Source organism: Pantoea sp. PA1, assembly GCF_056856975.1.
Genome location: NZ_JBXGEE010000001.1, coordinates 330828 through 356002 on the forward strand (window position 1 = coordinate 330828; position 25175 = coordinate 356002).

Annotated in this window: 24 protein-coding genes; 23 read left to right on the plus strand and 1 reads right to left on the minus strand. The window is 57.1% G+C overall.

From position 1 onward, the window contains the following. The first annotated feature begins 199 nt into the window (after positions 1 to 199). The 11 genes from AC1V0D_RS01810 (at position 200) to nei (ending at position 9517) form a co-directional block, all read left to right on the plus strand. Positions 200 to 400: a YbfA family protein gene (locus AC1V0D_RS01810; protein ID WP_307744584.1), complete on the plus strand. Its 201-nt coding sequence runs from the start codon at positions 200 to 202 to the stop codon at positions 398 to 400. 153 nt (positions 401 to 553) lie between these two features. Continuing rightward, positions 554 to 1513: a YbgA family protein gene (locus AC1V0D_RS01815; protein WP_482906899.1), complete on the plus strand. Its 960-nt coding sequence runs from the start codon at positions 554 to 556 to the stop codon at positions 1511 to 1513. A 12-nt stretch (positions 1514 to 1525) separates the two neighbouring features. Then, a complete protein-coding gene (phrB, locus tag AC1V0D_RS01820; RefSeq protein ID WP_482906900.1) occupies positions 1526 to 2950 on the plus strand; it encodes a deoxyribodipyrimidine photo-lyase in 1425 nt (474 codons plus the stop codon). 18 nt (positions 2951 to 2968) lie between these two features. Continuing rightward, complete coding sequence (locus AC1V0D_RS01825; protein WP_482906901.1) at positions 2969 to 3712, plus strand: type 2 GTP cyclohydrolase I; 744 nt, start codon at positions 2969 to 2971, stop codon at positions 3710 to 3712. Between the two features lie 249 nt (positions 3713 to 3961). Then, a complete protein-coding gene (gene pxpB, locus AC1V0D_RS01830; RefSeq protein ID WP_046101422.1) occupies positions 3962 to 4618 on the plus strand; it encodes a 5-oxoprolinase subunit PxpB in 657 nt (218 codons plus the stop codon). Next, positions 4612 to 5541, plus strand: a complete 930-nt coding sequence (pxpC, locus tag AC1V0D_RS01835; RefSeq protein WP_140028224.1) for a 5-oxoprolinase subunit PxpC — start codon at positions 4612 to 4614, stop codon at positions 5539 to 5541. Before pxpB ends, pxpC begins: the two co-directional genes overlap by 7 nt. After that, on the plus strand, positions 5531 to 6268 hold the full coding sequence (gene pxpA / locus AC1V0D_RS01840) for a 5-oxoprolinase subunit PxpA (RefSeq protein WP_140028225.1): 738 nt from the start codon (positions 5531 to 5533) through the stop codon (positions 6266 to 6268). The genes pxpC and pxpA overlap by 11 nt, the downstream gene beginning before the upstream one ends. 50 nt (positions 6269 to 6318) lie before the next feature. After that, the gene (locus tag AC1V0D_RS01845; RefSeq protein WP_009091426.1) at positions 6319 to 7047 is read left to right on the plus strand and encodes a DUF969 domain-containing protein; all 729 of its coding nucleotides are present in this window, start codon (positions 6319 to 6321) and stop codon (positions 7045 to 7047) included. Further along, positions 7044 to 8063, plus strand: coding sequence for a DUF979 domain-containing protein (locus AC1V0D_RS01850; protein WP_140924572.1), 1020 nt, complete (start codon positions 7044 to 7046; stop codon positions 8061 to 8063). The genes AC1V0D_RS01845 and AC1V0D_RS01850 overlap by 4 nt, the downstream gene beginning before the upstream one ends. Before the next feature lie 6 nt (positions 8064 to 8069). Continuing rightward, a complete protein-coding gene (pcp, locus tag AC1V0D_RS01855) occupies positions 8070 to 8717 on the plus strand; it encodes a pyroglutamyl-peptidase I (protein WP_140028227.1) in 648 nt (215 codons plus the stop codon). Between the two features lie 11 nt (positions 8718 to 8728). Further along, positions 8729 to 9517, plus strand: coding sequence for an endonuclease VIII (gene nei / locus AC1V0D_RS01860; protein WP_482906902.1), 789 nt, complete (start codon positions 8729 to 8731; stop codon positions 9515 to 9517). 362 nt (positions 9518 to 9879) lie between these two features. Here the strand turns inward: nei and AC1V0D_RS01865 are convergent, their stop codons facing one another. Next, positions 9880 to 11163 (minus strand): citrate synthase, encoded by a 1284-nt coding sequence (locus AC1V0D_RS01865; RefSeq protein WP_482906903.1) that lies wholly within the window; start codon positions 11161 to 11163, stop codon positions 9880 to 9882. Between the two features lie 634 nt (positions 11164 to 11797). On the opposite strand from AC1V0D_RS01865, the gene sdhC reads away from it, so the two are divergent. The 12 genes from sdhC (at position 11798) to ybgE (ending at position 25092) form a co-directional block, all read left to right on the plus strand. After that, the gene (gene sdhC, locus AC1V0D_RS01870) at positions 11798 to 12187 is read left to right on the plus strand and encodes a succinate dehydrogenase cytochrome b556 subunit (RefSeq protein WP_009091418.1); all 390 of its coding nucleotides are present in this window, start codon (positions 11798 to 11800) and stop codon (positions 12185 to 12187) included. After that, positions 12181 to 12528, plus strand: a complete 348-nt coding sequence (gene sdhD, locus AC1V0D_RS01875; protein ID WP_009091417.1) for a succinate dehydrogenase membrane anchor subunit — start codon at positions 12181 to 12183, stop codon at positions 12526 to 12528. Before sdhC ends, sdhD begins: the two co-directional genes overlap by 7 nt. Beyond that, the gene (sdhA, locus tag AC1V0D_RS01880; protein WP_009091415.1) at positions 12529 to 14295 is read left to right on the plus strand and encodes a succinate dehydrogenase flavoprotein subunit; all 1767 of its coding nucleotides are present in this window, start codon (positions 12529 to 12531) and stop codon (positions 14293 to 14295) included. Positions 14296 to 14309: 14 nt separating this feature from the next. Beyond that, positions 14310 to 15026, plus strand: a complete 717-nt coding sequence (locus tag AC1V0D_RS01885; RefSeq protein WP_009091413.1) for a succinate dehydrogenase iron-sulfur subunit — start codon at positions 14310 to 14312, stop codon at positions 15024 to 15026. 200 nt (positions 15027 to 15226) lie between these two features. Then, the gene (sucA, locus tag AC1V0D_RS01890) at positions 15227 to 18034 is read left to right on the plus strand and encodes a 2-oxoglutarate dehydrogenase E1 component (RefSeq protein WP_046101427.1); all 2808 of its coding nucleotides are present in this window, start codon (positions 15227 to 15229) and stop codon (positions 18032 to 18034) included. A gap of 15 nt (positions 18035 to 18049) precedes the next feature. Then, on the plus strand, positions 18050 to 19273 hold the full coding sequence (odhB, locus tag AC1V0D_RS01895; RefSeq protein WP_009091410.1) for a 2-oxoglutarate dehydrogenase complex dihydrolipoyllysine-residue succinyltransferase: 1224 nt from the start codon (positions 18050 to 18052) through the stop codon (positions 19271 to 19273). A 70-nt stretch (positions 19274 to 19343) separates the two neighbouring features. Further along, entirely contained in the window at positions 19344 to 20510 is a 1167-nt protein-coding gene (sucC, locus tag AC1V0D_RS01900; RefSeq protein WP_009091408.1) for an ADP-forming succinate--CoA ligase subunit beta, read from the plus strand. Continuing rightward, positions 20510 to 21385 (plus strand): succinate--CoA ligase subunit alpha, encoded by an 876-nt coding sequence (gene sucD, locus AC1V0D_RS01905; protein ID WP_009091407.1) that lies wholly within the window; start codon positions 20510 to 20512, stop codon positions 21383 to 21385. The genes sucC and sucD overlap by 1 nt, the downstream gene beginning before the upstream one ends. A 571-nt stretch (positions 21386 to 21956) precedes the next feature. Next, a complete protein-coding gene (cydA, locus tag AC1V0D_RS01910) occupies positions 21957 to 23528 on the plus strand; it encodes a cytochrome ubiquinol oxidase subunit I (protein WP_058956301.1) in 1572 nt (523 codons plus the stop codon). A gap of 11 nt (positions 23529 to 23539) precedes the next feature. Continuing rightward, a complete protein-coding gene (gene cydB, locus AC1V0D_RS01915) occupies positions 23540 to 24679 on the plus strand; it encodes a cytochrome d ubiquinol oxidase subunit II (RefSeq protein WP_482906904.1) in 1140 nt (379 codons plus the stop codon). A 15-nt stretch (positions 24680 to 24694) separates the two neighbouring features. Further along, on the plus strand, positions 24695 to 24799 hold the full coding sequence (gene cydX, locus AC1V0D_RS01920) for a cytochrome bd-I oxidase subunit CydX (RefSeq protein ID WP_009091402.1): 105 nt from the start codon (positions 24695 to 24697) through the stop codon (positions 24797 to 24799). After that, a complete protein-coding gene (gene ybgE / locus AC1V0D_RS01925; protein WP_154927965.1) occupies positions 24799 to 25092 on the plus strand; it encodes a cyd operon protein YbgE in 294 nt (97 codons plus the stop codon). Before cydX ends, ybgE begins: the two co-directional genes overlap by 1 nt. Positions 25093 to 25175: the final 83 nt, after the last annotated feature.

Genomic DNA, 25175 nt, shown 5'->3' on the forward strand with positions numbered 1-25175 from the left:
CCGGCGGCTTCATCGTTCGGCCACTTTCAACTCTTCAATAACCTTGCGATAACCTTTGTGTAACTTAATTACAGGCTGATTCTTAAACAGCAAAAATAGCGGTAATTAAGTGGTCAGACGAGTAGTAAAATTACACAATCTGGCGTAAAGTCAGACACAGATCACATTCGCACCGTTTCGCTCGCCGGGAGGAAAAACCATGTATCAGGCTTATCCACGCTACAAAATTATTGCACGCCGCACGCTGGTGGTTCTTCTCGGCGTTATCGCGCTTCCTGTCATGCTTTTTCGCCAGGATCGCGCCCGTTTCTACAGCTATCTGCACCGCATCTGGTGTAAAACCAGCGCTAAACCGGTCTGGCTGGCCCAGTCAGAAGCAGCAGGCGGCGTCTTCTGGTAAAGCCTCCTGTCAGCAAGCAGGCCCGGTCAGCAGACCGGGCTTTTTTTTACTTTTTTTCTACAATAATGAGAGCAACCTGTTGCTTTAACGCTGTCTTCCTGACTATTTTACGCTACACTTAAACCTCTACAAGATTTCAGAGGTTGTACAAGTATGAGCAATAAAATCCCCGTTGGAATCAGTGCATGCCTGCTCGGCGATAGCGTCAGGTTTGATGGTGGCCATAAGCGTCTTACTTTTGCGACCCAGGATCTTATGCCCTTTGTCCGTTTTGAGCCGATCTGTCCTGAAATGGCGATTGGCCTGCCTACACCGCGTCCGGCATTACGGCTGGTGAAACAGGGCGATGATGATGAGCTGCATCTCTGCTTCAGCAAAGATGGCGGGGAAGAAGTCACCCGCCAGATGCGTGACTGGTCGGCAGAGCGGGTAAAATCGCTGCATCATCTTTCGGGCTACATCCTGTGTGCCAAATCCCCCAGCTGTGGCATGGAGCGTGTGCGGGTCTATGAACCTGACACCAACAACAACCGCAAAGTCGGCACCGGCATCTTCGCTGAATTTCTGCAGCGCGAAATGCCCTGGCTGCCGCTGGAAGAAGATGGTCGCCTGCACGATCCGGCGCTGCGTGAAAACTTCATCGGCCGCATCTGTGCGCTGCATGAGTTTAATCAGATGTGGCAACAGGGACTGACCCGCCACGGGCTGATCGCCTTCCATAGCCGCTACAAGCTGATGATGCTGGCGCACTCGCAGGAAAAATATCGCGAGCTGGGACCTTTTGTCGCTTCCATGAGTCAGTGGGATTCGCTGGACGCCTTTGCGTTTGAATACCGCAACCGCATGATGGCGCTGATGTCTCGTCCCGCGTCACGCCGCAATCACACCAATGTCCTGATGCACGTGCAGGGCTATTTCCGCCGTCAGCTCAGCTCGCCACAGCGTCAGGAGCTGGCCACGCTGATTGATCGCTATCGCCAGGGGACGCAGCCGCTGCTAGTGCCGATCACCATCCTTAAGCACTACATGGCGGAGTTCCCGCATCCGTGGCTGGCTCAGCAACGTTATTTTGACCCTTATCCCGAAGCCTTGTGCTTACGCTACGGACAGTAATTCAGGAGGCGTATGACCACCCATCTGGTCTGGCTGCGTAACGACTTACGCATCAACGATAATCTGGCGCTGCACGCCGCCTGTCGCGACAGCAAGGCGAACGTCATTGCGCTCTTCCTGGCGACGCCGGAACAGTGGCAACAGCATGAGATGTCACCTAAACAGGCTGCCTTTATCCACGCCAGCCTGCTGGAAGTGCAGGATGCGCTGGCAGAGCGGGGCATCAGACTGCACTACCAGGCGTGTAACACCTTCAGCGACAGCATTGATGCTCTGGAAGCGTTTTGTGAAAAGCAGAAGGTCGACCAGCTTTTCTATAACTATCAGTATGAGGTCAATGAGCGTCAGCGTGATGCAGAAGCTGAAAAGCGTCTCGACAAAGCGGGGGTTATCTGTCAGGGATTTGATGACAGTCTGCTGCTGGCACCCGGTAGCGTACAGAGCGGCGACCGCTCCATGTATAAGGTGTTCACGCCCTTCAGCAAAGCTTTTGTCCGACGTCTTCAGCAGGGATTGCCGGAGTGCGTCCCTGCGCCAAAAGCGCGTGAAGGCGCACCGCTGAAGACTCAGGCGATTCCTGCATTTGACTACCCCAAAGGCGAGTTTGACCGGGATCTTTTTCCGCCAGGCGAAACTGCGGCGCTGAAGCGTCTGCGCCACTTCGCCAAACAGCCGGTGCTGGACTATCCCGACAAACGCGATCTGCCTGCGCTGGATGCGACCAGCCGTCTGTCGGTTTATCTGGCAACAGGCGTACTGTCACCCCGCCAGTGTCTGCATCGTGTCCTGCATGAACATCCCGATGCGCTGGACAACAGCCGCGCATTTACCTGGCTGAATGAGCTCATCTGGCGCGAATTTTACCGGCATCTGCTGGTCGCCTATCCCTCCCTGTGCCGCCATAAGCCCTTTGTTGACTGGACGCACCGGGTGGAATGGCAGCGCAATGAGGCCCATTTCGACGCCTGGAAAGCGGGGAAAACGGGCTTTCCGATCGTTGACGCTGCGATGCGGCAGATGAAGGAGATGGGCTGGATGCATAACCGGTTACGCATGATCACCGCCAGCTTTCTGGTGAAAGATCTGCTGATCGACTGGCGCGAAGGGGAGCGCTATTTTATGCAGCAACTGATTGATGGCGATCTGGCGGCGAACAATGGCGGCTGGCAGTGGGCCGCGTCAACCGGGACGGACGCCGCACCCTATTTCCGCATCTTTAACCCGACGACCCAGGGCGAGCGCTTCGATCCGCAGGGCGATTTTATCCGCCACTATCTGCCGGAACTGGCCGATGTCCCCGACAGCGATATTCACCAGCCGCACCGCTGGGCGGAGAAGCATCATAAGAAACTCGATTATCCGGCGCCAATCGTGGATCATAAGGCCGCACGTAAAAAGACATTAGACGCCTTTGAGCGCGCCAAAAGCGCCGCCTGAGGCCTCGCAGGAGCCTGAATGAATCATTACGAACTGGAGGCGCTGATTAATCAGCATCTCAACAGCCACACCTTCAGCGATTATGCCCCCAACGGTTTACAGGTTGAGGGACGCAGTGAGGTTAAGCGGGTTATCACCGGTGTCACTGCCTGTCAGGCATTGCTGGATGAGGCGGTCGCCCGCGAGGCCGATGCGATAATCGTCCATCACGGTTATTTCTGGAAAAGCGAACCGGCCGCGATTAAAGGGATGAAGCGCCGCCGTCTGCGGACCCTGCTGGCGAATGATATCAATCTCTACGGCTGGCACCTGCCGCTTGATGCGCACCCGGAACTGGGCAACAACGCGCAGCTGGCAAAACTGCTGGATATTGAAATCCGGGGCGAAGTGATGCCGCTCGTTTTCCATGGGGAACTGGCAGAGCCGCTCTCCGGCGAACAGCTGGCCAGCCGAATCGGGGAGCGGCTGGGACGTCAGCCGCTGCATTGCGGTGACAACGCGCCGGCCCTGATTCGCCGCATTGCCTGGTGCAGCGGAGGCGGGCAGGGCTTTATCGACCAGGCTGCGGCCGCAGGCGTCGATGCTTACCTAACCGGTGAAGTTTCTGAACAGACCATCCACAGTGCGCGTGAGCAGGGGCTGCACTTTTTTGCCGCAGGGCACCATGCTACCGAGCGGGGCGGCGCAAAAGCGCTGGGCGAGTGGCTGGTTCAGCACCACAATCTGGACGTAACCTTCATCGATATTCCTAACCCTGCCTGATGCCCTTCCCGGTCCTGCGCACCTGCGCAGGGCCTTATTTCCTGACGCTATTCCTGCTGCTGCACGCCTGCGCAGGCCCTTATTCTTCGATGAGAACCCACGCTGCTGCGCGCCTGCAGCGGAGCTTATTGATTGACATCTTCCTGTCACTTTCGCATAACTGTTTGCTTTATGTAGATAAGGCACTGGCCGAACCGCTGCTTTTGGCGGCACGGTCAGGCGCGATCTCAACTGAGCGGGAGGTAGCGGTTGCAACGAGCACGGTGTTATTTATCAGGGGAACGCGCTGTCGTGCTGGAGCTGGAACCGCCGGTTTCACTGGAGAGCCAGCAACGCATCTGGGGACTCAATCAGCGGCTGCGCGATCATGAGAGCGTGCAGGAAGTGATCCCCGGCATGAACAACATCACCCTGATCCTGCGCGATCCCCAGCAGAATGCGCTGGATGCGATAGAGCGTCTTCAGCGCTGGTGGGAGGAGAGTGAGGCGGAATTTCCCGCGTCGCGGGAGGTGTCGATCCCGGTGATCTATGGCGGCTCCACTGGCCCAGATCTGACCGTAGTGGCGGAACATGCCGGACTGACGCCCCGTCAGGTGGTTGAGCTGCACAGCAGCAGCGAATATGTGGTGTTTTTTATCGGCTTCCAGCCCGGCTTCCCCTATCTCGGCGGACTCGATTCCCGTCTGCACACGCCTCGCCGTGCTGAACCCAGAGTCGCGGTGCCCGCCGGATCGGTCGGCATCGGTGGCAGCCAGACCGGCATCTATCCGCTGGCCTCGCCCGGTGGCTGGCAGCTGATCGGACATACCTCCACCGCGCTGTTCGATCCGCGCCAGCAACCGCCTGTGTTGCTGCGTCCCGGCGACCGCGTGCGCTTTGTGCCGCAACAGGAGGGCGTATGTTAAACATTCTGCGAGCCGGACTGGCCACCACCATTCAGGATGCCGGTCGCGCTGGCTGGCGGCAGTATGGCATCAGCCCCGGCGGCGTGCTCGACTATCCTGCTATGTTTACCGCCAACGTGCTGGTGGGCAATGCGCCCCACAGCGCGGTGCTGGAGATCGTGCTGGGCCAGTTTAAAGCGGAGTTTACCCGCAATGGCTGGTTTGCGCTGACGGGGGCGGGCTGTCAGGCGGAGCTGGATGGTCAGCCGGTCTGGACAGGCTGGCGCACCGCAGTAAAAAAAGGGCAGGTGCTCTCGCTGGCAATGCCGAAGCGCGGCATGCGCAGCTATCTGGCGGTGCAGGGCGGTTTTGATCTGCCGGAGATGCTCGGCTCGCTCAGCACCGATCTCAAAGCGGGTTTTGGCGGCTTCAAAGGGCGAATCTTACAGGATGGCGATCGCCTGCCGCTGGGCAAACCGACCCGGACGTTCGACCGCAAAGTCGGGGTGCGGCAACTGCTGTGGGGCAACCGGATCCGTGCGCTGCCCGGCCCGGAGTATCACGAATTCAGCCGCGACGCGCAGCAGGCATTCTGGCGCACCGCCTGGAAACTCAGCCCGCAAAGTAACCGGATGGGCTACCGGCTGGAGGGGCGGCAACTCAGTCGTGAAAATCCGCGTGAACTGCTGTCACACGGCGTCATGCCGGGCGTGATTCAGGTGCCACCCAGCGGACAGCCCATCGTGCTGATGGCGGATGCCCAGACCACCGGTGGCTATCCACGCATCGCCTCGGTTATCGAAGCCGATCTCTATCACCTGGCGCAAATCCGTCTGGGTGAACCTGTTCACTTTATTCACTGCACCCTGCCGGAGGCGATGCTGGCGCGCCAGCATCAGCAACGCGCACTGGATCAGATGATGTGGGGGCTTAATGAAGATTGATTTAAATGCCGATCTCGGCGAGGGCTGCGCCAGCGATGAGGCACTACTGCAACTGGTCAGTTCTGCCAACATCGCCTGTGGCTTCCATGCGGGTGACGCGCAGACCATGCTGCAGTCGGTGCGCTGGGCGCAGGCATCGGGCGTGGCCATCGGCGCGCATCCCTCGTTCCCCGACCGGGAAAACTTTGGCCGCCGCGCCATGCAGCTGCCGCCGGAGACGCTTTACGCCCAGATGATCTACCAGATTGGCGCGCTGAAAAGCCTGGCGGAAAGTGAAGGGGCGCGGCTGGTCCACGTCAAACCGCACGGCATGCTCTACAACCAGGCTGCAGCCGATCCGGTGCTGGCTGACACCATCGCCCGCGCCATCAGGGCGGTTGACAGCCAGCTGATCGTGACAGGGCTGGCTGGCAGCGAATCGATCCGCGCCGCGGCGCACTACGGCTTACGCACCCGGGAAGAGGTTTTTGCTGACCGGGGTTACCTGAGCAGCGGGGCACTGGTGCCGCGCAGCGAACCGGGCGCACTGATTGAGGATGAACAGCAGGCCATTGATCAGACGCTGACGATGGTCCGGCAGGGCAAAGTCAGAAGTATCTGTGGTGAATGGGTCGCGGTGAATGCGCAGACCGTCTGCTTACATGGCGACGGCGCACACGCGCTGCAGTTTGCCCGGCGGTTGCGTGATGCCTTCGCCGCTCAGCAGATTGCGGTTACCAGCGCCTGAATAACATTTAGCCCGGCTTATGCCGGGTTTTTCAACTCTGAGGGAAAACCATGGAAAGTGCAGTCAATCTCTGGCCGTTACTGGGCATTGCCGCCATCGTTATCGGCTTCGTGTTACGTTTCAATCCGGTGCTGGTCGTGATCGTCGCCGGATTCGTCACCGGTCTGGCGGCGATGATGCCGCTGGCGGACATTCTGGAAAAGCTCGGCGCCGGTTTTCTGAACACCCGTAACCTGCCGCTGATTCTGCTGCTGCCGCTGGCGGTCATCGGCCTGCTGGAGCGTCACGGGCTGAAGGAGCGGGCACAGGCATGGATCGCACAGATAAAAACGGCCACCGCCGGACGTCTGCTGATCGTCTATCTGTTTGTCCGTGAAATCACCGCCGCGCTGGGATTAACCAGCCTGGGTGGCCATCCGCAGATGGTACGTCCGTTGCTGGCCCCGATGGCAGAGGGGGCAACGGAAAACCGCTATGGTGAGATCACGCCTGAACTGCGCTACCGGCTGCGCGCCATGTCTGCGGCCACCGATAATGTCGGCCTCTTCTTTGGTGAGGATATCTTCGTGGCATTTGGCGCGATTATCTTTATGCATAACTTTATGCAGGAGTCGGCCGGGATTCAGACCGAACCACTACACATTGCGTTATGGGGCATTCCGACCGCGCTTGCCGCCTTTCTGATCCACTCGGCGCGTCTGATGCGTCTGGATCGTCAGCTGGCGCGGGAACTGCAGCAGCTGAACAACCAGGCGCTGAAAGCCCGGGGAGGTGAATAATGTTCCAGCAACAATATCTGATGTGGCTGGCGGGCATTATCCTGCTGGTGGTCGCGATTCTCTCCTGGCGCGACAGCGCAAATCCGCGCCGTTTTACCACCGGACTCTTCTGGGCGTTGTATGGCCTGGTATTTCTGGTGGGGGACTGGACGACGCAGATGATGAGCAGCCTGATGGGCTCGGATGCCGCGGGCACCCGAATGCTGCACATCACCATCGGTGTCATTGTGGTGGTGATGGCGTTGATCGCCGGTTTCGGAGGTGTCCGGCTGGGTCGTTATCATCAGCGCAGTGATGAAGAGAAGCAGGCCAGCGCAGGGCGTCTGGGCAATAAACTGTTTCTGCCCGCACTGGCGATCCCGGTCGTGACCGTGATCGGTGTGCTGGCGTTTAACCATATTCCCGGTCTGCAGGATGCGGTTTTCGGACCCGGCAACCACGCCACGCTGGTGACGCTCTTCTCCATGATGGTGGGCTGTCTGATCGGCTGGCTGGTGGCGTTAAAACTGACCCATGAAACACCGGTGCAGTCGATGCAGGAGACCCGCCGTCTGCTGGATTCGGTTGGCTGGGCCTTTATTCTGCCGCAAATTCTCGCCACCCTGGGACTGCTCTTTACCAGCGCGGGCGTGGGCGGTGCGATTTCGCATCTGACTGAGACCTGGCTGGCGGTAGATAACCGCTTTGTCGCAGTCACCGTTTATGCCGTCGGAATGGCGCTGTTGACCATGATCATGGGTAACGCTTTTGCCGCGTTTCCGATTATTACCGCAGGCGTCGGCATCCCGATCTTAGTGCTGCAGCACGGCGGTAATCCGGCGGTGATGGCCGCGATTGGCATGTTCTCCGGCTACTGCGGCACCCTGATGACGCCGATGGCGGCGAACTTCAATATCGTCCCGGCCGCGCTGCTGGAACTGCCGGACCGTAACGCGGTGATCAGGGCTCAGATTCCAACCGGTGTGCTACTGTTAATTGTTAACATTTTCCTGCTCTATTTCCTGATGTTTCTGTGAGGCCGCATGAAAACTGTTCTGATGACCGCCTTTGAACCCTTTGGCGGTGAAACGATTAACCCGTCATGGGAAGCGGTCCGCGCACTGGAGGGCAAACAGATCGGTGACGCCACCATCGTTATCCGCCAGTTACCTGTCGTCTTCCGCGATGTGCTGACGGTGCTCTATCAGGCACTGGATGAAATTAAACCGGATCTCATTCTGTCCGTGGGGCAGGCAGGGGGCCGCAGCGATATCAGTGTTGAACGCATCGGCATTAATGTGGATGACGCCCGTATCCCGGACAACGCCGGTCATCAGCCGGTGGATGAGCCCGTGGTCGCGGGCGGCCCGGCAGCCTACTTTTCCCGTCTGCCAATCAAAGCGATCGTTGCGGCCGTGCGCGAAGCGGGCATTCCCGCCTCGGTTTCACAAACCGCCGGCACCTTTACCTGCAACCGGGTGATGTATGGCCTGCTGCACTGGCTGGCGCAGCAGGAGCGCCCGGCGCGGGGTGGTTTTATCCATATCCCTTATCTGCCCGAGCAGGCGGCGCAGCATCCCGGTGTGCCGAGCATGGCGGTCGCAACGATTATCAGGGCGCTGGAAATTGCAGTGCAGGTGACGCTGGAAACCGGCGACGACATAAAACAGGTGGGCGGAGCCACCCATTAAGAGGATGAAGGATGCCTGAAGGACCGGAAATCCGCCGTGTGGCGGATAAACTTGAAGTCGCGATTGTAGGGCAGCCGCTGACAGAGGCGTGGTTTGCATTTCCTCAGCTGAAAACCTACGAACCGGCCCTGATTGGCGAGCAGGTGCAGGCGATTGAGACGCGCGGAAAGGCGTTGCTGACGCACTTCAGCAATGGCCTGACGCTCTACAGCCACAACCAGCTCTACGGCGTCTGGCGCATCGTCAAACCCGACACCGAACTTAACACCACACGTCAGCTGCGGGTGCGGCTGGCGACGGCGGATAAAGCGATTCTGCTCTACAGCGCCTCCGACATTGAACTGCTCAACGCGGATACGCTGGCGGCCCACCCGTTCCTGAATCGTATCGGGCCGGATGTGCTGAGTAGCGGTGTGACGGTGGATGAGGTCAGGGAAAGGCTGCTCTCACCCCGCTTCCGGCGACGCCAGTTCAGCGGTCTGCTGCTGGATCAGGCGTTTCTGGCCGGGCTGGGCAACTACCTGCGCGCTGAAATCCTCTGGCTGGCACAGCTGCTGCCTCACCATAAGGCTCAGGAGCTGAGCGAGGATCAGCTGACTGCTTTCAGTGAAGCACTGCTGTCGGTACCGCGTCACGCCTACCGGATGCGCGGAACCATGAAGAAATATCATGAGGAAGCGGCCTTTCAGTTTGAGGTGTTTCACCGCCAGGGCAAGACGTGCCGGCGCTGTGGCACAATCATTGAGAAGGGCACGCTCTCATCGCGGCCTTTTTACTGGTGTCCGGGCTGTCAGAGGTAGAGAGAGGGATTCCTGCGGCGTCATCATAAGCAAAAGCAGGTTGAGTCCGGCCGCGGCAAACAGGTCAAAAGCGCAGGGAACAGGGTCAGAAGAGGAAAGCGTCCCGCGCCAGGGAAGGCGCGGGCCGAGCGGCCATGGATGGCCTGAGCGACTTTCCGATCTGACCCTGTTCCCTGAGCAGGCTCGGTCCCGCAGCAGCAGTGACTGTGCAGACCTCATTTCATCAGGCATGTGAAGGGAATTACAGAGGGAAAGAAGGGCTTCGCAGAGGAAAGGTTTGCTATGCAGGCGCGGCATAACCGCTCGCCGCGCCAGATCAGAATCACGTCGCCAGGCGGGGATCGCTCCCCGCCATCACGAACTTACTTCTCCAGCTTAGAGCTGAATTCACGCTCAGTGTAACCGGTGTAGAGCTGACGCGGACGGGCAATCTTCATGCCTTCGTCGTGCATCTCTTTCCAGTGTGCAATCCAGCCAACGGTACGGGCCATCGCGAAGATCACCGTAAACATGGAGGAAGGAATCCCCATCGCTTTCAGAATAATACCGGAGTAGAAGTCGACGTTAGGATAGAGCTTACGCTCGATGAAGTACGGGTCGTTCAGCGCGATGTGTTCCAGCTCCATCGCCACTTCCAGCAGGTCATCTTTCATACCCAGCTCATTCAGGACTTCATGGCAGGTATCACGCATCACGGTCGCGCGTGGATCGTAGTTTTTGTAAACACGATGACCAAAGCCCATCAGACGGAAGGAGTCATTCTTATCCTTGGCACGTTTAACGAACTCAGGAATGTGCTCAACGCTGCTGATCTCTTCCAGCATACGCAGTGTCGCTTCGTTTGCACCGCCGTGCGCCGGTCCCCACAGGGAGGCGATCCCGGCGGCGATACAGGCAAACGGGTTCGCACCACTTGAACCGGCGGTACGTACTGTTGAGGTAGAGGCGTTCTGCTCATGGTCAGCATGCAGAATCAGAATACGGTCCATGGCGCGTTCCAGCACCGGATTAACTTTGTACTCTTCGCATGGCGTAGCGAACATCATGTGCAGGAAGTTACCGGCATAGGAGAGGTCGTTGCGCGGATAAACAAATGGCTGGCCGATGGAATATTTGTAACACATCGCTGCCATGGTCGGCATCTTGGAGAGCAGACGGAATGCTGCGATTTCGCGGTGGCGCTCAATGTTTACATCCAGCGAATCATGGTAAAACGCCGCCAGTGCGCCGGTCACACCGCACATCACCGCCATCGGATGCGAGTCACGACGGAAGCCGTGGAACAGACGGGTAATCTGCTCATGAATCATCGTATGACGGGTAACGGTGGTGCGGAACTCATCAAACTGCTTCTGATTCGGCGCTTCGCCATTCAGCAGGATGTAGCACACTTCCAGATAGTTAGAGTGGGTCGCCAGCTCAGAAATAGGGAAACCACGGTGCAGCAGGATACCTTCGTCACCATCAATAAAGGTGATTTGCGATTCGCAGGACGCTGTAGAAGTGAAACCGGGATCGAAGGTGAACAGGCCACTTGCACCCAGAGAGCGGACATCAACCACATCCTGGCCCAGCGAGCCTTTCAGCACGTCCAGTTCAATAGATGTTCCATCTTGCAGGGTTAGCGTTACTTTTTTATCTGTCATTTTCGTCTCCATAGCGCCTTATGTAGGTAAGGATCTTTAGACACCTGAAACGCGTTCATGTTGCGGTTGGCAAAACAACACAGTATCACTCTGCGGCGATTCAGGCCGGTGCAGGGTACAGAGTGAGCGGCGCGTTCCCAGCGGGAACCTGTGAGCCATGGACATGCTGCATATCGCGGTTGTTAAAGATCCGGTCAGGACATAACTTCTTGGTAACCAATAACCTGATGCTTTTTAATGCTCATTATCGCAATGTTACATAACTTGCGCTTAGGGGAAAGTGTATCCCCATAACTTTTGTGCATCATAGGAATTTACAGGCTTAGTTTGTAACTGAATTGTTGAACTATTGTCAAATCAGATAATTAAAATTGTATCAATTGTGAAAATCGTGAGTATGATCACTGTTCTACCTAAAATATACCAAAGAGTTTGTAGGGGAATTGTAATCAGAATGTGATCCTCCTATACTCCAGGCAGGTCTCCGGAACACCCTGACACCAGGAGCCACCCAGCGTTTACTACCGCGTCAATTAACACTGGATGTTGCTTGTTTGGTGACGGTTAAAGTCTGCCACGCGTTGTGATTAGACTCCGCCTCAGGTCCGGAGGAAGCAAAATAAAAAAGAGCTGTGTGGGCAAAACCGTGAAAAAACAAAGACCTGTCAACTTGGATCTCTCGACGATCCGGTTTCCCGTTACTGCAATATCATCCATTCTTCACCGCGTCTCCGGCGTAATCACCCTGGTTGCCATTGGCATCCTGCTGTGGCTACTTGGTCTCTCTCTCTCCTCTCCTGAAGGTTTCCAGCACGCTGCGTCCATTATGGATGGCTTCTTCGCGAAGTTCATCATGTGGGGCATCTTAACGGCGCTGGCCTATCACGCGGTGAGCGGGATTCGTCATATGTTGATGGATTTTGGTTATCTGGCTGAAACGCTGCAGGTCGGTAAGCGCTCAGCACATATAACTTTTGTGATCACTGTCGTGCTGGCAATTCTGGCGGGAGTCCTCGTATGGTAAGCAATGCATCCGCATTGGGTCGCAACGGCATTCAGGACTGGCTGCTGCTGCGCGCAACTGCAATTCTCATTACGCTCTACATCGTCTACATCCTCGGTTTCGTGGTGATGACAGACACGCTGACGTATGACCTGTGGCGTGGCTTCTTCGCCTCCGCCTTCACCAAAGTGTTCACGCTGCTGACGCTCTTCTCCATTCTGATCCACGGCTGGATCGGGATGTGGCAGGTGTTAACAGACTACGTTAAATCGCTGCCAACCCGTTTGTTGCTGCAGTTTGTGATTGTCGTGGCGCTGTTGTGGTATGCGATTTATGGCTTTGTTGTGGTGTGGGGTGTGTAAATGAGTTTGCCAATCAGAGAATTTGATGCCGTGGTGATCGGCGCAGGTGGCGCAGGAATGCGCGCCGCACTGCAAATCTCCCAGGGCGGCCAGAGCTGTGCCCTGTTATCCAAAGTTTTCCCGACCCGTTCCCACACGGTATCTGCGCAGGGCGGTATCACCGTTGCGCTGGGTAATACCCACGAAGATAACTGGGAATGGCATATGTATGACACCGTCAAAGGTTCCGACTATATCGGTGACCAGGACGCGATTGAATATATGTGCAAAACCGGCCCGGAAGCGATTCTGGAGCTGGAGCATATGGGTCTGCCATTCTCCCGTCTGGAAGATGGCCGTGTTTATCAGCGTCCGTTTGGTGGTCAGTCGAAAAACTTCGGCGGCGAGCAGGCAGCACGTACGGCGGCGGCCGCTGACCGTACCGGTCACGCCCTGCTGCATACGCTCTATCAGCAGAACCTGAAAAACAAAACCACCATCTTCTCGGAGTGGTACGCGCTGGATCTGGTGAAAAACGCCGATGGCGCGGTAGTGGGTTGTACCGCTATCTGCATCGAAACCGGCGAAACCGTCTACTTCAAAGCGAAGGCGACCATTCTGGCGACCGGCGGTGCAGGCCGTATCTATCAGTCCACCACCAACGCCCACATCAACACCGGTGACGGTGTCGGTATGGCGCTGCGCGCAGGCGTGCCGGTGCAGGATATGGAGATGTGGCAGTTCCACCCAACTGGCATCGCGGGTGCGGGTGTGCTGGTCACGGAAGGCTGCCGTGGTGAAGGTGGCTACCTGCTGAACAAACATGGCGAACGCTTCATGGAGCGTTATGCGCCAAACGCCAAAGACCTGGCGGGTCGCGACGTGGTTGCGCGCTCGATGATGATTGAAATCCGTGAAGGTCGCGGCTGTGACGGTCCGTGGGGCCCGCACATCAAACTGAAACTCGATCATCTGGGTAAAGAGGTGCTGGAATCGCGTCTGCCGGGTATCCTGGAGCTGTCGCGCACCTTTGCCCACGCCGATCCGATCAAAGAGCCTATCCCGGTTATCCCGACCTGCCACTACATGATGGGCGGCATTCCGACCAAAGTAACCGGTCAGGCGCTGCGCGTGAACGAGCAGGGCGAAGACGTGGTGATTCCTGGCCTGTTCGCCGTCGGCGAAATCGCCTGTGTTTCGGTGCACGGAGCCAACCGTCTGGGTGGTAACTCCCTGCTGGACCTGGTGGTCTTTGGCCGCGCGGCGGGTCTGCATCTGCTGGAGAGCATCCAGGAGCAGGGTGACCTGCGTGATGCGACCGAAGATGAAATCGCCGTGGCGATGGAGCGTTTCAACCGCTGGGAAAACAACACCACCGGTGAAGACCCGGTTGAGATTCGCAAAGCGCTGCAACGCTGCATGCAGAACAACTTCTCGGTCTTCCGTGAAGGTGATGCGATGGCGCAGGGTCTGGAAGAGCTGAAAGAGATTCGCCAGCGCCTGAAGTCAGCGCGTCTGGATGACCGCTCACCCGATTTCAACACCCAGCGTATTGAGTGCCTGGAGCTGGATAACCTGATGGAGACGGCCTTTGCCACGGCGGTCGCGGCTAACTACCGCACCGAGAGCCGCGGTGCGCACAGTCGCTTCGACTTCCCGGATCGTGATGATGAAAACTGGCTGTGCCACAGTCTTTATGTCCCGGAAACCGAAAGCATGACGCGCCGTGAGGTGAACATGCAGCCGAAACTGCGCGCGGCCTTCCCGCCGAAAGTGCGCACCTACTAATTCCGGAGACGACGATGAGACTCGAGTTTTCAATTTATCGCTACAATCCAGACGTCGACGACAAACCGCGTATGCAGGATTACACGCTGGAATCGGAAGATGGTCGTGACATGATGCTGCTGGATGCGCTGATCCGCCTGAAAGAGAAAGATCCGACCCTGGCGTTCCGTCGCTCCTGCCGTGAAGGTGTCTGCGGCTCTGACGGCCTCAACATGAACGGTAAAAACGGTCTGGCCTGCATCACGCCGGTATCGGCACTGGGCAACGGAAAACAGAAAATTGTTATCCGTCCGCTGCCGGGCTTACCGGTCGTGCGTGACCTGGTAGTAGACATGAGCCAGTTTTATGCACAATATGAGAAAATTAAGCCTTTCCTGTTGAATAATGGGGAAAATCCGCCAGCACGTGAACATCTGCAGTCACCGGATGAGCGTGAACATCTGGATGGCCTGTACGAATGTATTCTCTGTGCCTGCTGCTCAACCTCCTGCCCGTCATTCTGGTGGAATCCGGAGAAGTTCATTGGTCCAGCCGGTCTGCTGGCCGCATACCGCTTCCTGATTGACAGCCGCGACACTGAAACCGAGTCGCGCCTCGACAATCTGAATGATGCTTTCAGCGTATTCCGCTGTCACAGCATTATGAACTGTGTGAGCGTATGCCCGAAAGGGCTCAACCCGACGCGCGCCATCGGCCATATCAAGTCGATGCTGCTGCAGCGCGGTGCATGATGTGTACTTGCCGGGAACCTCAGGTTCCCGGTGTTTTACGGAAGCCTCTGTAAGCGCGGTGATGACCACGTTTACAAAGGTTCCCTTACGGGCCACGCGCGCTGCGCAGAGTGCTCGTATCGCTGAACTCACTACGGCAAACCGCGAAAGCGGCAACAAATGAAACCTCAAAAAAGCATAGCAATGCTTAAGGGATCACAATGCAGAACAGCGCGATGAAACCCTGGCTGGACTCTTCCTGGCTGGCCGGCGCGAATCAGTCTTACATAGAGCAGCTCTATGAGGATTTCCTGACCGATCCTGACTCTGTCGATGCAGTGTGGCGCTCGATGTTCCAGCAGTTACCGGGCACCGGAATGAAACCTGAGCAGTTTCACTCCACCACACGTGAGTACTTCCGTCGCCTGGCGAAAGACGCATCTCGTTACACCTCATCTCTCTCCGATCCGGAAACCAACTCCAAGCAAGTGAAAGTGTTGCAGCTGATTAACGCGTTCCGTTTTCGCGGTCATCAGCACGCCAACCTCGATCCGCTTGGCCTGTGGAAACAGGACCGGGTGGCCGATCTTGATCCCGCTTTTCACGATCTGACCGAGGCCGATTTTCAGGAAAGCTTTAACGTCGGCTCTTTTGCCATCGGCAAAGAGACCATGAAGCTGGCCGATCTCTTCGAGGCGCTGACCCAGACTTACTGCGGCTCGATTGGTGCGGAATATATGCACATCAACAACACCGATGAGAAACGCTGGATCCAGCAGCGTCTTGAGTCCGTGGCGGGCCGTGCAGCGTTCAGCAGCGAAGAGAAAAAAGGTTTCCTGAAAGAGCTGACCGCCGCAGAAGGGCTGGAGAAATATCTGGGAGCGAAATTCCCGGGTGCGAAACGCTTCTCGCTGGAAGGTGGCGACGCGCTGATTCCGATGCTGCGCGAAATGATCCGTCATGCCGGTAAGAGCGGAACCCGTGAAGTGGTACTGGGTATGGCGCACCGCGGCCGTCTCAACGTGCTGATCAACGTGCTGGGTAAAAAGCCGCAGGATCTGTTCGACGAGTTCGCCGGTAAGCACAAAGAGCATCTGGGCACCGGTGACGTGAAGTACCACATGGGCTTCTCCTCTGACGTGGAAACGGAAGGCGGCCTGGTGCATCTGGCGCTGGCGTTTAACCCGTCACATCTGGAGATCGTCAGCCCGGTGGTGATGGGCTCGGTTCGCGCCCGTCTCGATCGTCTTGATGAGCCAGCCAGCAATAAAGTCTTACCGATCACCATTCACGGTGATGCGGCAGTCATTGGTCAGGGCGTGGTTCAGGAAACCCTGAACATGTCTCAGGCGCGCGGTTATGAAGTGGGTGGCACGGTTCGCATCGTGATCAACAACCAGGTGGGCTTTACCACCTCTAACCCGAAAGATGCGCGCTCTACGCCATATTGCACCGACATCGGCAAAATGGTGCTGGCGCCGATCTTCCACGTCAACGCTGACGACCCGGAAGCGGTGGCCTTTGTTACCCGTCTGGCACTCGACTACCGCAACACCTTTAAGCGTGATGTGTTTATCGATCTGGTCTGCTATCGCCGTCATGGTCACAACGAGGCGGATGAGCCAAGCGCGACCCAGCCGCTGATGTACCAGAAAATCAAAAAACACCCGACGCCACGCAAAATCTACGCCGACCGTCTGGAAGGTGAAGCCGTTGCCACGCAGGAAGATGCGACCGAGATGGTCAATCTTTACCGTGACGCGCTGGATGCGGGCGAATGTGTGGTGCCGGAATGGCGTCCGATGAGCCTGCACTCTTTTACCTGGTCACCTTACCTGAACCATGAGTGGGATGAGCCTTATCCGGCGCAGGTTGAGCTGAAACGTCTGAAGGAGCTGGCGCTGCGTATCAGCCAGGTGCCTGAAGAGGTGGAAGTTCAGTCGCGTGTCGCCAAGATCTACAACGACCGTCGCCTGATGGCTGAAGGTGAAAAAGCCTTCGACTGGGGCGGGGCAGAGAACCTGGCCTACGCCACACTGGTCGATGAAGGCATTCCGGTGCGCCTGTCGGGCGAAGATACCGGTCGCGGCACCTTCTTCCACCGTCACGCTGTCATTCATAACCAGGCGAACGGCTCCACCTACACCCCGCTGCACCATGTGCACAGTGGTCAGGGCCAGTTTAAAGTCTGGGACTCTGTGCTGTCCGAAGAGGCGGTGCTGGCCTTTGAATATGGCTACGCGACGGCTGAACCGCGCATCCTGACTATCTGGGAAGCGCAGTTTGGTGACTTCGCCAACGGCGCACAGGTGGTTATCGATCAGTTCATCAGCTCCGGTGAGCAGAAATGGGGCCGCATGTGTGGTCTGGTGATGCTGCTGCCGCACGGCTATGAAGGTCAGGGGCCGGAGCACTCTTCTGCGCGTCTGGAGCGTTATCTGCAACTCTGCGCTGAGCAGAACATGCAGGTCTGCGTGCCTTCAACCCCGGCGCAGGTTTACCACATGCTGCGTCGTCAGGCGCTGCGCGGTATGCGTCGTCCGCTGATTGTGATGTCACCGAAATCACTGCTGCGTCATCCGCTGGCAATCTCAACGCTGGATGAACTGGCAAACGGCAGTTTCCAGCCGGCGATTGGTGAAATTGACGATCTCGATCCGCAGGGCGTGAAACGCGTCGTGCTCTGTTCCGGTAAAGTCTATTACGACCTGCTGGAGCAGCGTCGTAAAAACGAGCAGACCGATGTGGCCATCGTGCGCATCGAGCAGCTCTATCCTTTCCCGCATCAGGCGGTACAGGAAGCATTAAAAGCGTATTCTCACGTGCAGGATTTTGTCTGGTGTCAGGAAGAGCCGCTGAATCAGGGCGCCTGGTATTGCAGCCAGCATCACTTCCGTGAAGTTGTGCCGTTTGGCGCGACCTTACGTTATGCAGGCCGCCCGGCATCCGCCTCACCGGCCGTGGGTTACATGTCCGTACACCAACAACAGCAGCAAGACCTGGTTAATGACGCGCTGAACGTTAATTAATTAAAAGGAAAGATAATGAGTAGCGTAGATATTCTCGTTCCCGACCTGCCTGAATCGGTTGCCGATGCCTCAGTGGCAACCTGGCACAAAAAACCAGGCGATGCCGTCACTCGCGATGAAGTGCTGGTTGAAATCGAAACCGACAAAGTGGTGCTGGAAGTGCCTGCGGCGGCTGACGGTATCCTGGAAGCTGTGCTGGAAGAAGAGGGCGCCACCGTCACTTCACGCCAGATCCTGGGCCGCCTGAAAGAGGGCAACAGCGCCGGTAAAGAGACCAGCGCGAAGTCTGAAAGCAAAGAGTCGACTCCGGCTCAGCGTCAGACCGCGTCGCTGGAAGAAGAGAGCAACGATGCGCTCAGCCCGGCTATCCGCCGTCTGATTGCTGAGCACAACCTGGATGCCTCGCAGATCAAAGGCAGCGGTGTGGGCGGACGTCTGACCCGTGAAGATGTTGAAAAACATCTTGCCAGCAAGCCGCAGGATACCAAAGCTGCCGCACCGGCCGCTGAAGCCGCTGCCGCGCCGCAGCCGATCGCAAATCGCAGCGAAAAACGCGTGCCGATGACCCGTCTGCGTAAGCGTGTTGCTGAGCGTCTGCTGGAAGCGAAAAACAGCACCGCGATGCTGACCACCTTCAACGAAATCAACATGAAGCCCATCATGGATCTGCGCAAGCAGTATGGTGAGGCTTTTGAGAAGCGTCACGGTGTGCGTCTGGGCTTCATGTCCTTCTACCTGAAAGCGGTCGTTGAAGCGCTGAAACGCTATCCGGAAGTGAACGCCTCTATCGATGGCGAAGATGTGGTTTACCACAACTACTTCGACGTCAGCATTGCGGTCTCCACGCCGCGCGGTCTGGTGACGCCAGTGCTGCGTGACGTCGATGCGCTGAGCATGGCGGACATCGAGAAGAAAATTAAAGAGCTGGCCGTGAAAGGCCGTGACGGTAAGCTGACGGTTGAGGATCTGACCGGCGGTAACTTTACCATCACCAACGGCGGCGTCTTTGGTTCACTCATGTCTACGCCGATCATCAACCCACCGCAGAGCGCCATTCTGGGCATGCACGCTATCAAAGATCGCCCGATGGCGGTCAATGGTCAGGTTGTGGTGCTGCCAATGATGTATCTGGCGCTCTCCTACGACCACCGCCTGATCGATGGCCGTGAATCTGTGGGTTATCTGGTTGCAGTGAAAGAGATGCTGGAAGATCCAGCACGCCTGCTGCTGGATGTCTGATTTTCACCGGGCGCACCTTCGCGTGCGCCCAACCTCATTACTCTTTTCAGACCTGAATGGATAGAACATCATGAACTTACACGAATACCAGGCGAAACAGCTGTTTGCACGGTATGGCATGCCGGCACCAACGGGTTACGCCTGTACTACACCACGTGAAGCGGAAGAAGCAGCCTCTAAAATTGGCGCAGGCCCGTGGGTAGTTAAATGTCAGGTTCATGCCGGTGGCCGCGGTAAAGCGGGCGGTGTGAAAGTGGTTAACAGCAAAGAAGATATCCGTGCTTTTGCTGAAAACTGGCTGGGCAAACGCCTGGTGACCTATCAGACAGATGCGAACGGCCAGCCGGTTAACCAGATTCTGGTTGAAGCCGCGACCGACATCGACCAGGAACTCTACCTGGGCGCGGTGGTGGATCGTGCTACCCGTCGTGTGATTTTCATGGCCTCAACCGAAGGCGGCGTGGAAATCGAAAAAGTAGCGGAAGAGACTCCGCATCTGATCCACAAAATGGCGCTGGATCCGCTGACCGGTCCGCAGCCGTACCAGGGCCGCGAGCTGGCATTCAAACTCGGTCTGACCGGTAAGCTGGTCGGCCAGTTCACCAAGATCTTTATGGGTCTGGCGACACTGTTCCTGGAGCGCGATCTGGCGATGGTTGAGATCAACCCGCTGGTGATCACGAAACAGGGCGACCTGATCTGCCTGGACGGCAAACTGGGTGCCGATGGCAATGCCCTGTTCCGCCAGCCAGAGCTGCGCGAAATGCGCGATCCAAGCCAGGAAGATCCCCGTGAAGCGCACGCGACACAGTGGGAACTGAACTATGTTGCGCTGGAAGGCAACATCGGCTGTATGGTTAACGGCGCAGGTCTGGCGATGGGCACCATGGACATCGTTAAGCACCACGGCGGCCAGCCAGCAAACTTCCTTGATGTCGGCGGCGGCGCAACCAAAGAGCGCGTAACCGAAGCCTTCAAAATCATCCTCTCTGACGATGCGGTGAAAGCCGTCTTCGTTAACATCTTCGGCGGTATCGTACGCTGTGACCTGATTGCCGACGGCATCATCGGCGCAGTTGCTGAAGTGGGTGTGAACGTGCCAGTGGTGGTACGTCTGGAAGGTAACAACGCCGAGCTGGGCGCCCAGAAACTGGCGGACAGCGGTCTGAACATCATTGCAGCAACCAGCCTGACAGACGCCGCACAGCGTGTTGTTGCTGCCGCGGAGGGTAAATAATGTCCATTCTGATCGACAAAAACACCAAAGTCATTTGCCAGGGTTTCACCGGTGGCCAGGGGACTTTCCATTCTGAACAGGCACTGGCCTATGGTACCCAACTGGTTGGCGGCGTCACGCCAGGCAAAGGCGGCACGACTCACCTCGGCCTGCCGGTGTTCAACACCGTGCGTGAAGCGGTAGAAGCGACCGGCGCAACGGCAACCGTGATCTACGTTCCGGCACCGTTCTGCAAAGATGGCATCCTGGAAGCGATTGAAGCGGGCATCAAACTGATCATCACCATCACCGAAGGTATCCCGACGCTGGATATGCTGACCGTGAAGGTGAAGCTGGATGAAGCGGGCGTGCGGATGATCGGTCCAAACTGCCCGGGTGTCATCACCCCAGGCGAATGCAAAATCGGCATCATGCCGGGCCACATTCACCAGCCGGGCCGCGTGGGTATCGTCTCACGTTCCGGTACGCTGACCTATGAAGCGGTTAAGCAGACCACCGATATCGGTTACGGCCAGTCGACCTGTGTGGGTATCGGCGGTGACCCGATCCCGGGATCTAACTTCATCGACATCCTGAAACTGTTCCAGGATGACCCGCAGACGGAAGCGATCGTGATGATCGGCGAGATCGGCGGCAGCGCAGAAGAAGAAGCGGCAGCCTTCATCAAAGAGCACGTGACCAAGCCTGTCGTGGGTTACATCGCGGGTGTGACAGCGCCTAAAGGCAAACGTATGGGCCATGCGGGCGCCATCATTGCCGGTGGTAAAGGCACCGCTGATGAGAAGTTTGCGGCGCTGGAAGCGGCAGGCGTGAAGACCGTTCGCAGTCTGGCGGACATCGGTGACGCCGTGAAAGCAGTATTACCGGCTAAATAAGCCAGCGTCATCTGAGACTCAGCCACCTTCGGGTGGCTTTTTTTTTGCGATTAACCCGGGGGAGAGGACCGTCAGCGGGAAGGGAAAGAGGCTGCATGATAATGGCATCCGGGCGCCTGCCAGGTTAATAAATAATGGCAAACGTGATCTATTTTCTCACTCCTGATTTAAGTAATGACATCTTATTAACAAGAATCCTACCTGACCATATCTGGAAACTTATTGCGTTATTCCAGATCAATTAATCGCGATTTATATCCAACTATTTCTCTGGCAAAGCGCAACGCTAAGGGCGTAAATTGCGCTGCATCAATCCAGCCTTTTACACACATTTTCAAACGTCTGCTCAACCCGGGATGACACCCGCTTTTCTCCTGTTAAAGCACGCGTTAATGAAAGCGCGGATTGACAATTCAGAGCTGCTGCATGCGTGACTGACCTGTCCCGGCAGCTTACAGGCCGGGTCTGCGGGTAATAAAAAAACTGGAATCAATAAACAGTCGTTCCTGACCCCGATTACGTTCGCGATTCGCGCGCGTAATCGAGAGAAAGCGAGGAGCAAGGAGTCCTTATGTTAGATATCGTCGAGCTGTCGCGATTACAGTTTGCCTTAACGGCGATGTACCATTTTCTGTTCGTCCCTTTAACGCTGGGTATGGCGTTTCTGCTGGCGATTATGGAAACGGTCTATGTGCTGAGCGGCAAACAGATTTATAAAGATATGACGAAGTTCTGGGGCAAGTTATTTGGCATTAACTTTGCGCTGGGTGTGGCCACCGGACTGACGATGGAATTTCAGTTCGGCACTAACTGGTCCTATTACTCTCACTACGTCGGCGATATCTTCGGTGCGCCGCTCGCCATTGAAGGTCTGATGGCGTTCTTCCTGGAATCGACCTTTGTCGGTCTGTTCTTCTTTGGCTGGGATCGGCTGGGTAAAGTGCAGCACATGGCGGTCACCTGGCTGGTGGCGCTGGGCTCGAACATGTCGGCGCTCTGGATTCTGGTCGCCAACGGCTGGATGCAGAACCCGATCGCCTCTGAATTCAACTTCGAAACCATGCGTATGGAGATGGTCAGCTTCTCGCAGCTGGTGCTGAACCCGGTCGCGCAGGTCAAATTCGTGCACACCGTGGCGGCGGGTTATACCACCGGTGCGATGTTTATTCTCGGCATCAGCGCGTGGTACATGCTGAAAGGGCGTGATCTCGCCTTTGCAAAACGCTCGTTCGCCATTGCCGCCAGTTTTGGCATGGCGGCGGTGCTGTCAGTGATCCTGCTGGGCGATGAGTCCGGCTATGAAATGGGTGACGTGCAGAAAACCAAACTCGCCGCGATTGAAGCCGAGTGGGAGACCCAGCCGGCACCGGCTTCATTTACGCTGTTTGGCCTGCCGGATCAGGCGACTCAGGAGAACCGCTATGCGATTCAGATCCCCTGGCTGCTGGGCCTGATCGCCACCCGATCCACCGATACGCCCGTCACCGGCCTGAAAGATCTGATGGCACAGCATGAGGTGCGCATCCGCAACGGCATGAAGGCCTACACCCTGCTGAATGAGCTGCGCAGCGGCAGCCAGGATCCGGCAGTACGTGACGCCTTTAACAGTCACAAACAGGATCTCGGCTACGGTCTGCTGCTGAAACGCTATACCGACAACGTGGCGGATGCGACGGACGCGCAGATCAGGCAGGCGACGCAGGATTCTATCCCGCGTGTGGCACCGCTTTACTTCGCGTTTCGCATCATGGTGCTCTGCGGCGTGCTGCTGCTGGCCATCATTACGCTTTCCTTCTGGAGCGTGATACGCAATCGCATCGGTAAGAACCGCGGGTTGCTGAAAGCGGCACTGCTGGGGATTCCGCTGCCGTGGATTGCGGTGGAATCAGGCTGGTTTGTCGCGGAGTATGGCCGTCAGCCCTGGGCCATCGGTGAAATTCTGCCGACGGCGGTGGCTAACTCCTCCCTGACCACAGGCGATCTGCTGTTCTCAATGATTCTGATCTGTGGCCTCTACACCCTGTTCCTGGTGGCTGAAATGTACCTGATGTTCAAATTCGCCCGCCTCGGGCCGAGCAGTCTGAAAACCGGGCGTTATCACCACGAGCAGATCACGGCAACCCCTCAGCCGGTACAGGGATAAGGAGAGCGACCATGTTTGATTACGAAGTTCTGCGCTTTGTCTGGTGGCTGTTGATTGGCGTGCTGCTGATCGGCTTTGCCGTCGCCGATGGTTTCGATATGGGCGTCGGTATGCTGACACGCATTCTGGGACGCTCCGATACCGAACGTCGCATCATGATTAACACCATCGCCCCGCACTGGGACGGCAACCAGGTCTGGCTGATCACCGCCGGCGGGGCGCTGTTTGCCGCCTGGCCGATGGTCTACGCAGCCGCCTTTTCGGGCTTCTATGTGGCGATGATCCTCGTACTTGCGTCGCTCTTCTTCCGTCCGGTCGGTTTCGACTACCGCTCAAAGATTGAAGACAACCGCTGGCGCGGTGCCTGGGACTGGGGCATTTTCATTGGCAGTTTTGTCCCGCCGCTGGTGATTGGCGTGGCGTTTGGCAACCTGTTACAGGGCGTGCCGTTCCATGCCGACGAGTATCTGCGTCTGTTCTACACCGGTAACTTCTTCCAGCTGCTGAATCCATTTGGTCTGCTGGCGGGTGTGGTCAGTGTGGCGATGATTCTGGCGCAGGGTGCGACCTATCTGCAGATGCGCACCACCGGTGAACTGCATCTGCGTTCACGCACCGCCGCACAGCTTGCCGCGCTGGTGATGATGGTCTGCTTCATCCTTGCAGGTGTCTGGGTGAAATATGGCATTGATGGCTATGTGGTGACCAGCCCTCTGGATCACTTCGCCGCCTCCAACCCGCTGGGTAAAACCGTGGTGCGCGAAGCGGGAGCCTGGATGGTGAATTTCCAGCAGCATCCTGTGCTGTGGCTGTTCCCGCTGCTGGGTGTGCTTCTGCCGCTGCTGACCATCTTCTGCTCACGGGTGGAGAAGGGGGCCTGGGCGTTCCTGTTCTCCTCGCTAACGCTGGCCTGCGTCATCATGACGGCAGGTATTGCGATGTTCCCGTTCATCATGCCGTCCAGCACCGTGCCGGGCACCAGTCTGACGATGTGGGACGCCACGTCCAGCCTGCTGACCCTGCAAACCATGACCATTGCCGCCGTTATCTTTGTGCCGATCATTCTGGCCTACACCACCTGGTGCTACTGGAAGATGTTTGGTCGTATCACCAAAGAGCATATTGAAAGCAACAGTCACTCACTCTACTGATTAAGGAGATGTCGCATGTGGTATTTTGCCTGGATTCTCGGCACTCTGCTGGCCTGTGCCTTTGGTATCATCACCGCGCTGGCGATTGAGCACATTGAAGCGCAGGATGAGTCTCACTGATGCGAACGCTGATTCGGATGCTGTATGATCTGATGGATAAGGGCCCGTTACGGGCCCTCTCTCTGCTGCTGGCACTGCTGACGGCGGGCGGGGTGATGTGGGATCCTGCGCGCTTTGCCAATCAGGCAGGGGAGTTACCTGCGCTGCAGGCGCTGGTGCTGATCTGGGCGGTCTGCTGCGGGGTGATCCACGGTGTGGGTTTCCGGCCACGAAAAACCCGATGGCAGGTGCTGTTTACGCCGTTACCCGCCGTGCTGGTGTTAATGATTGCCCTTTACCGTTTTTACGTTTAGCCCCCGCCTTACCGGCACTGTCAGTGAATATTTGTCAGCGTACGGTCAATAAATCTCCCTGAAATCGTTCCGTTTGTTACGGA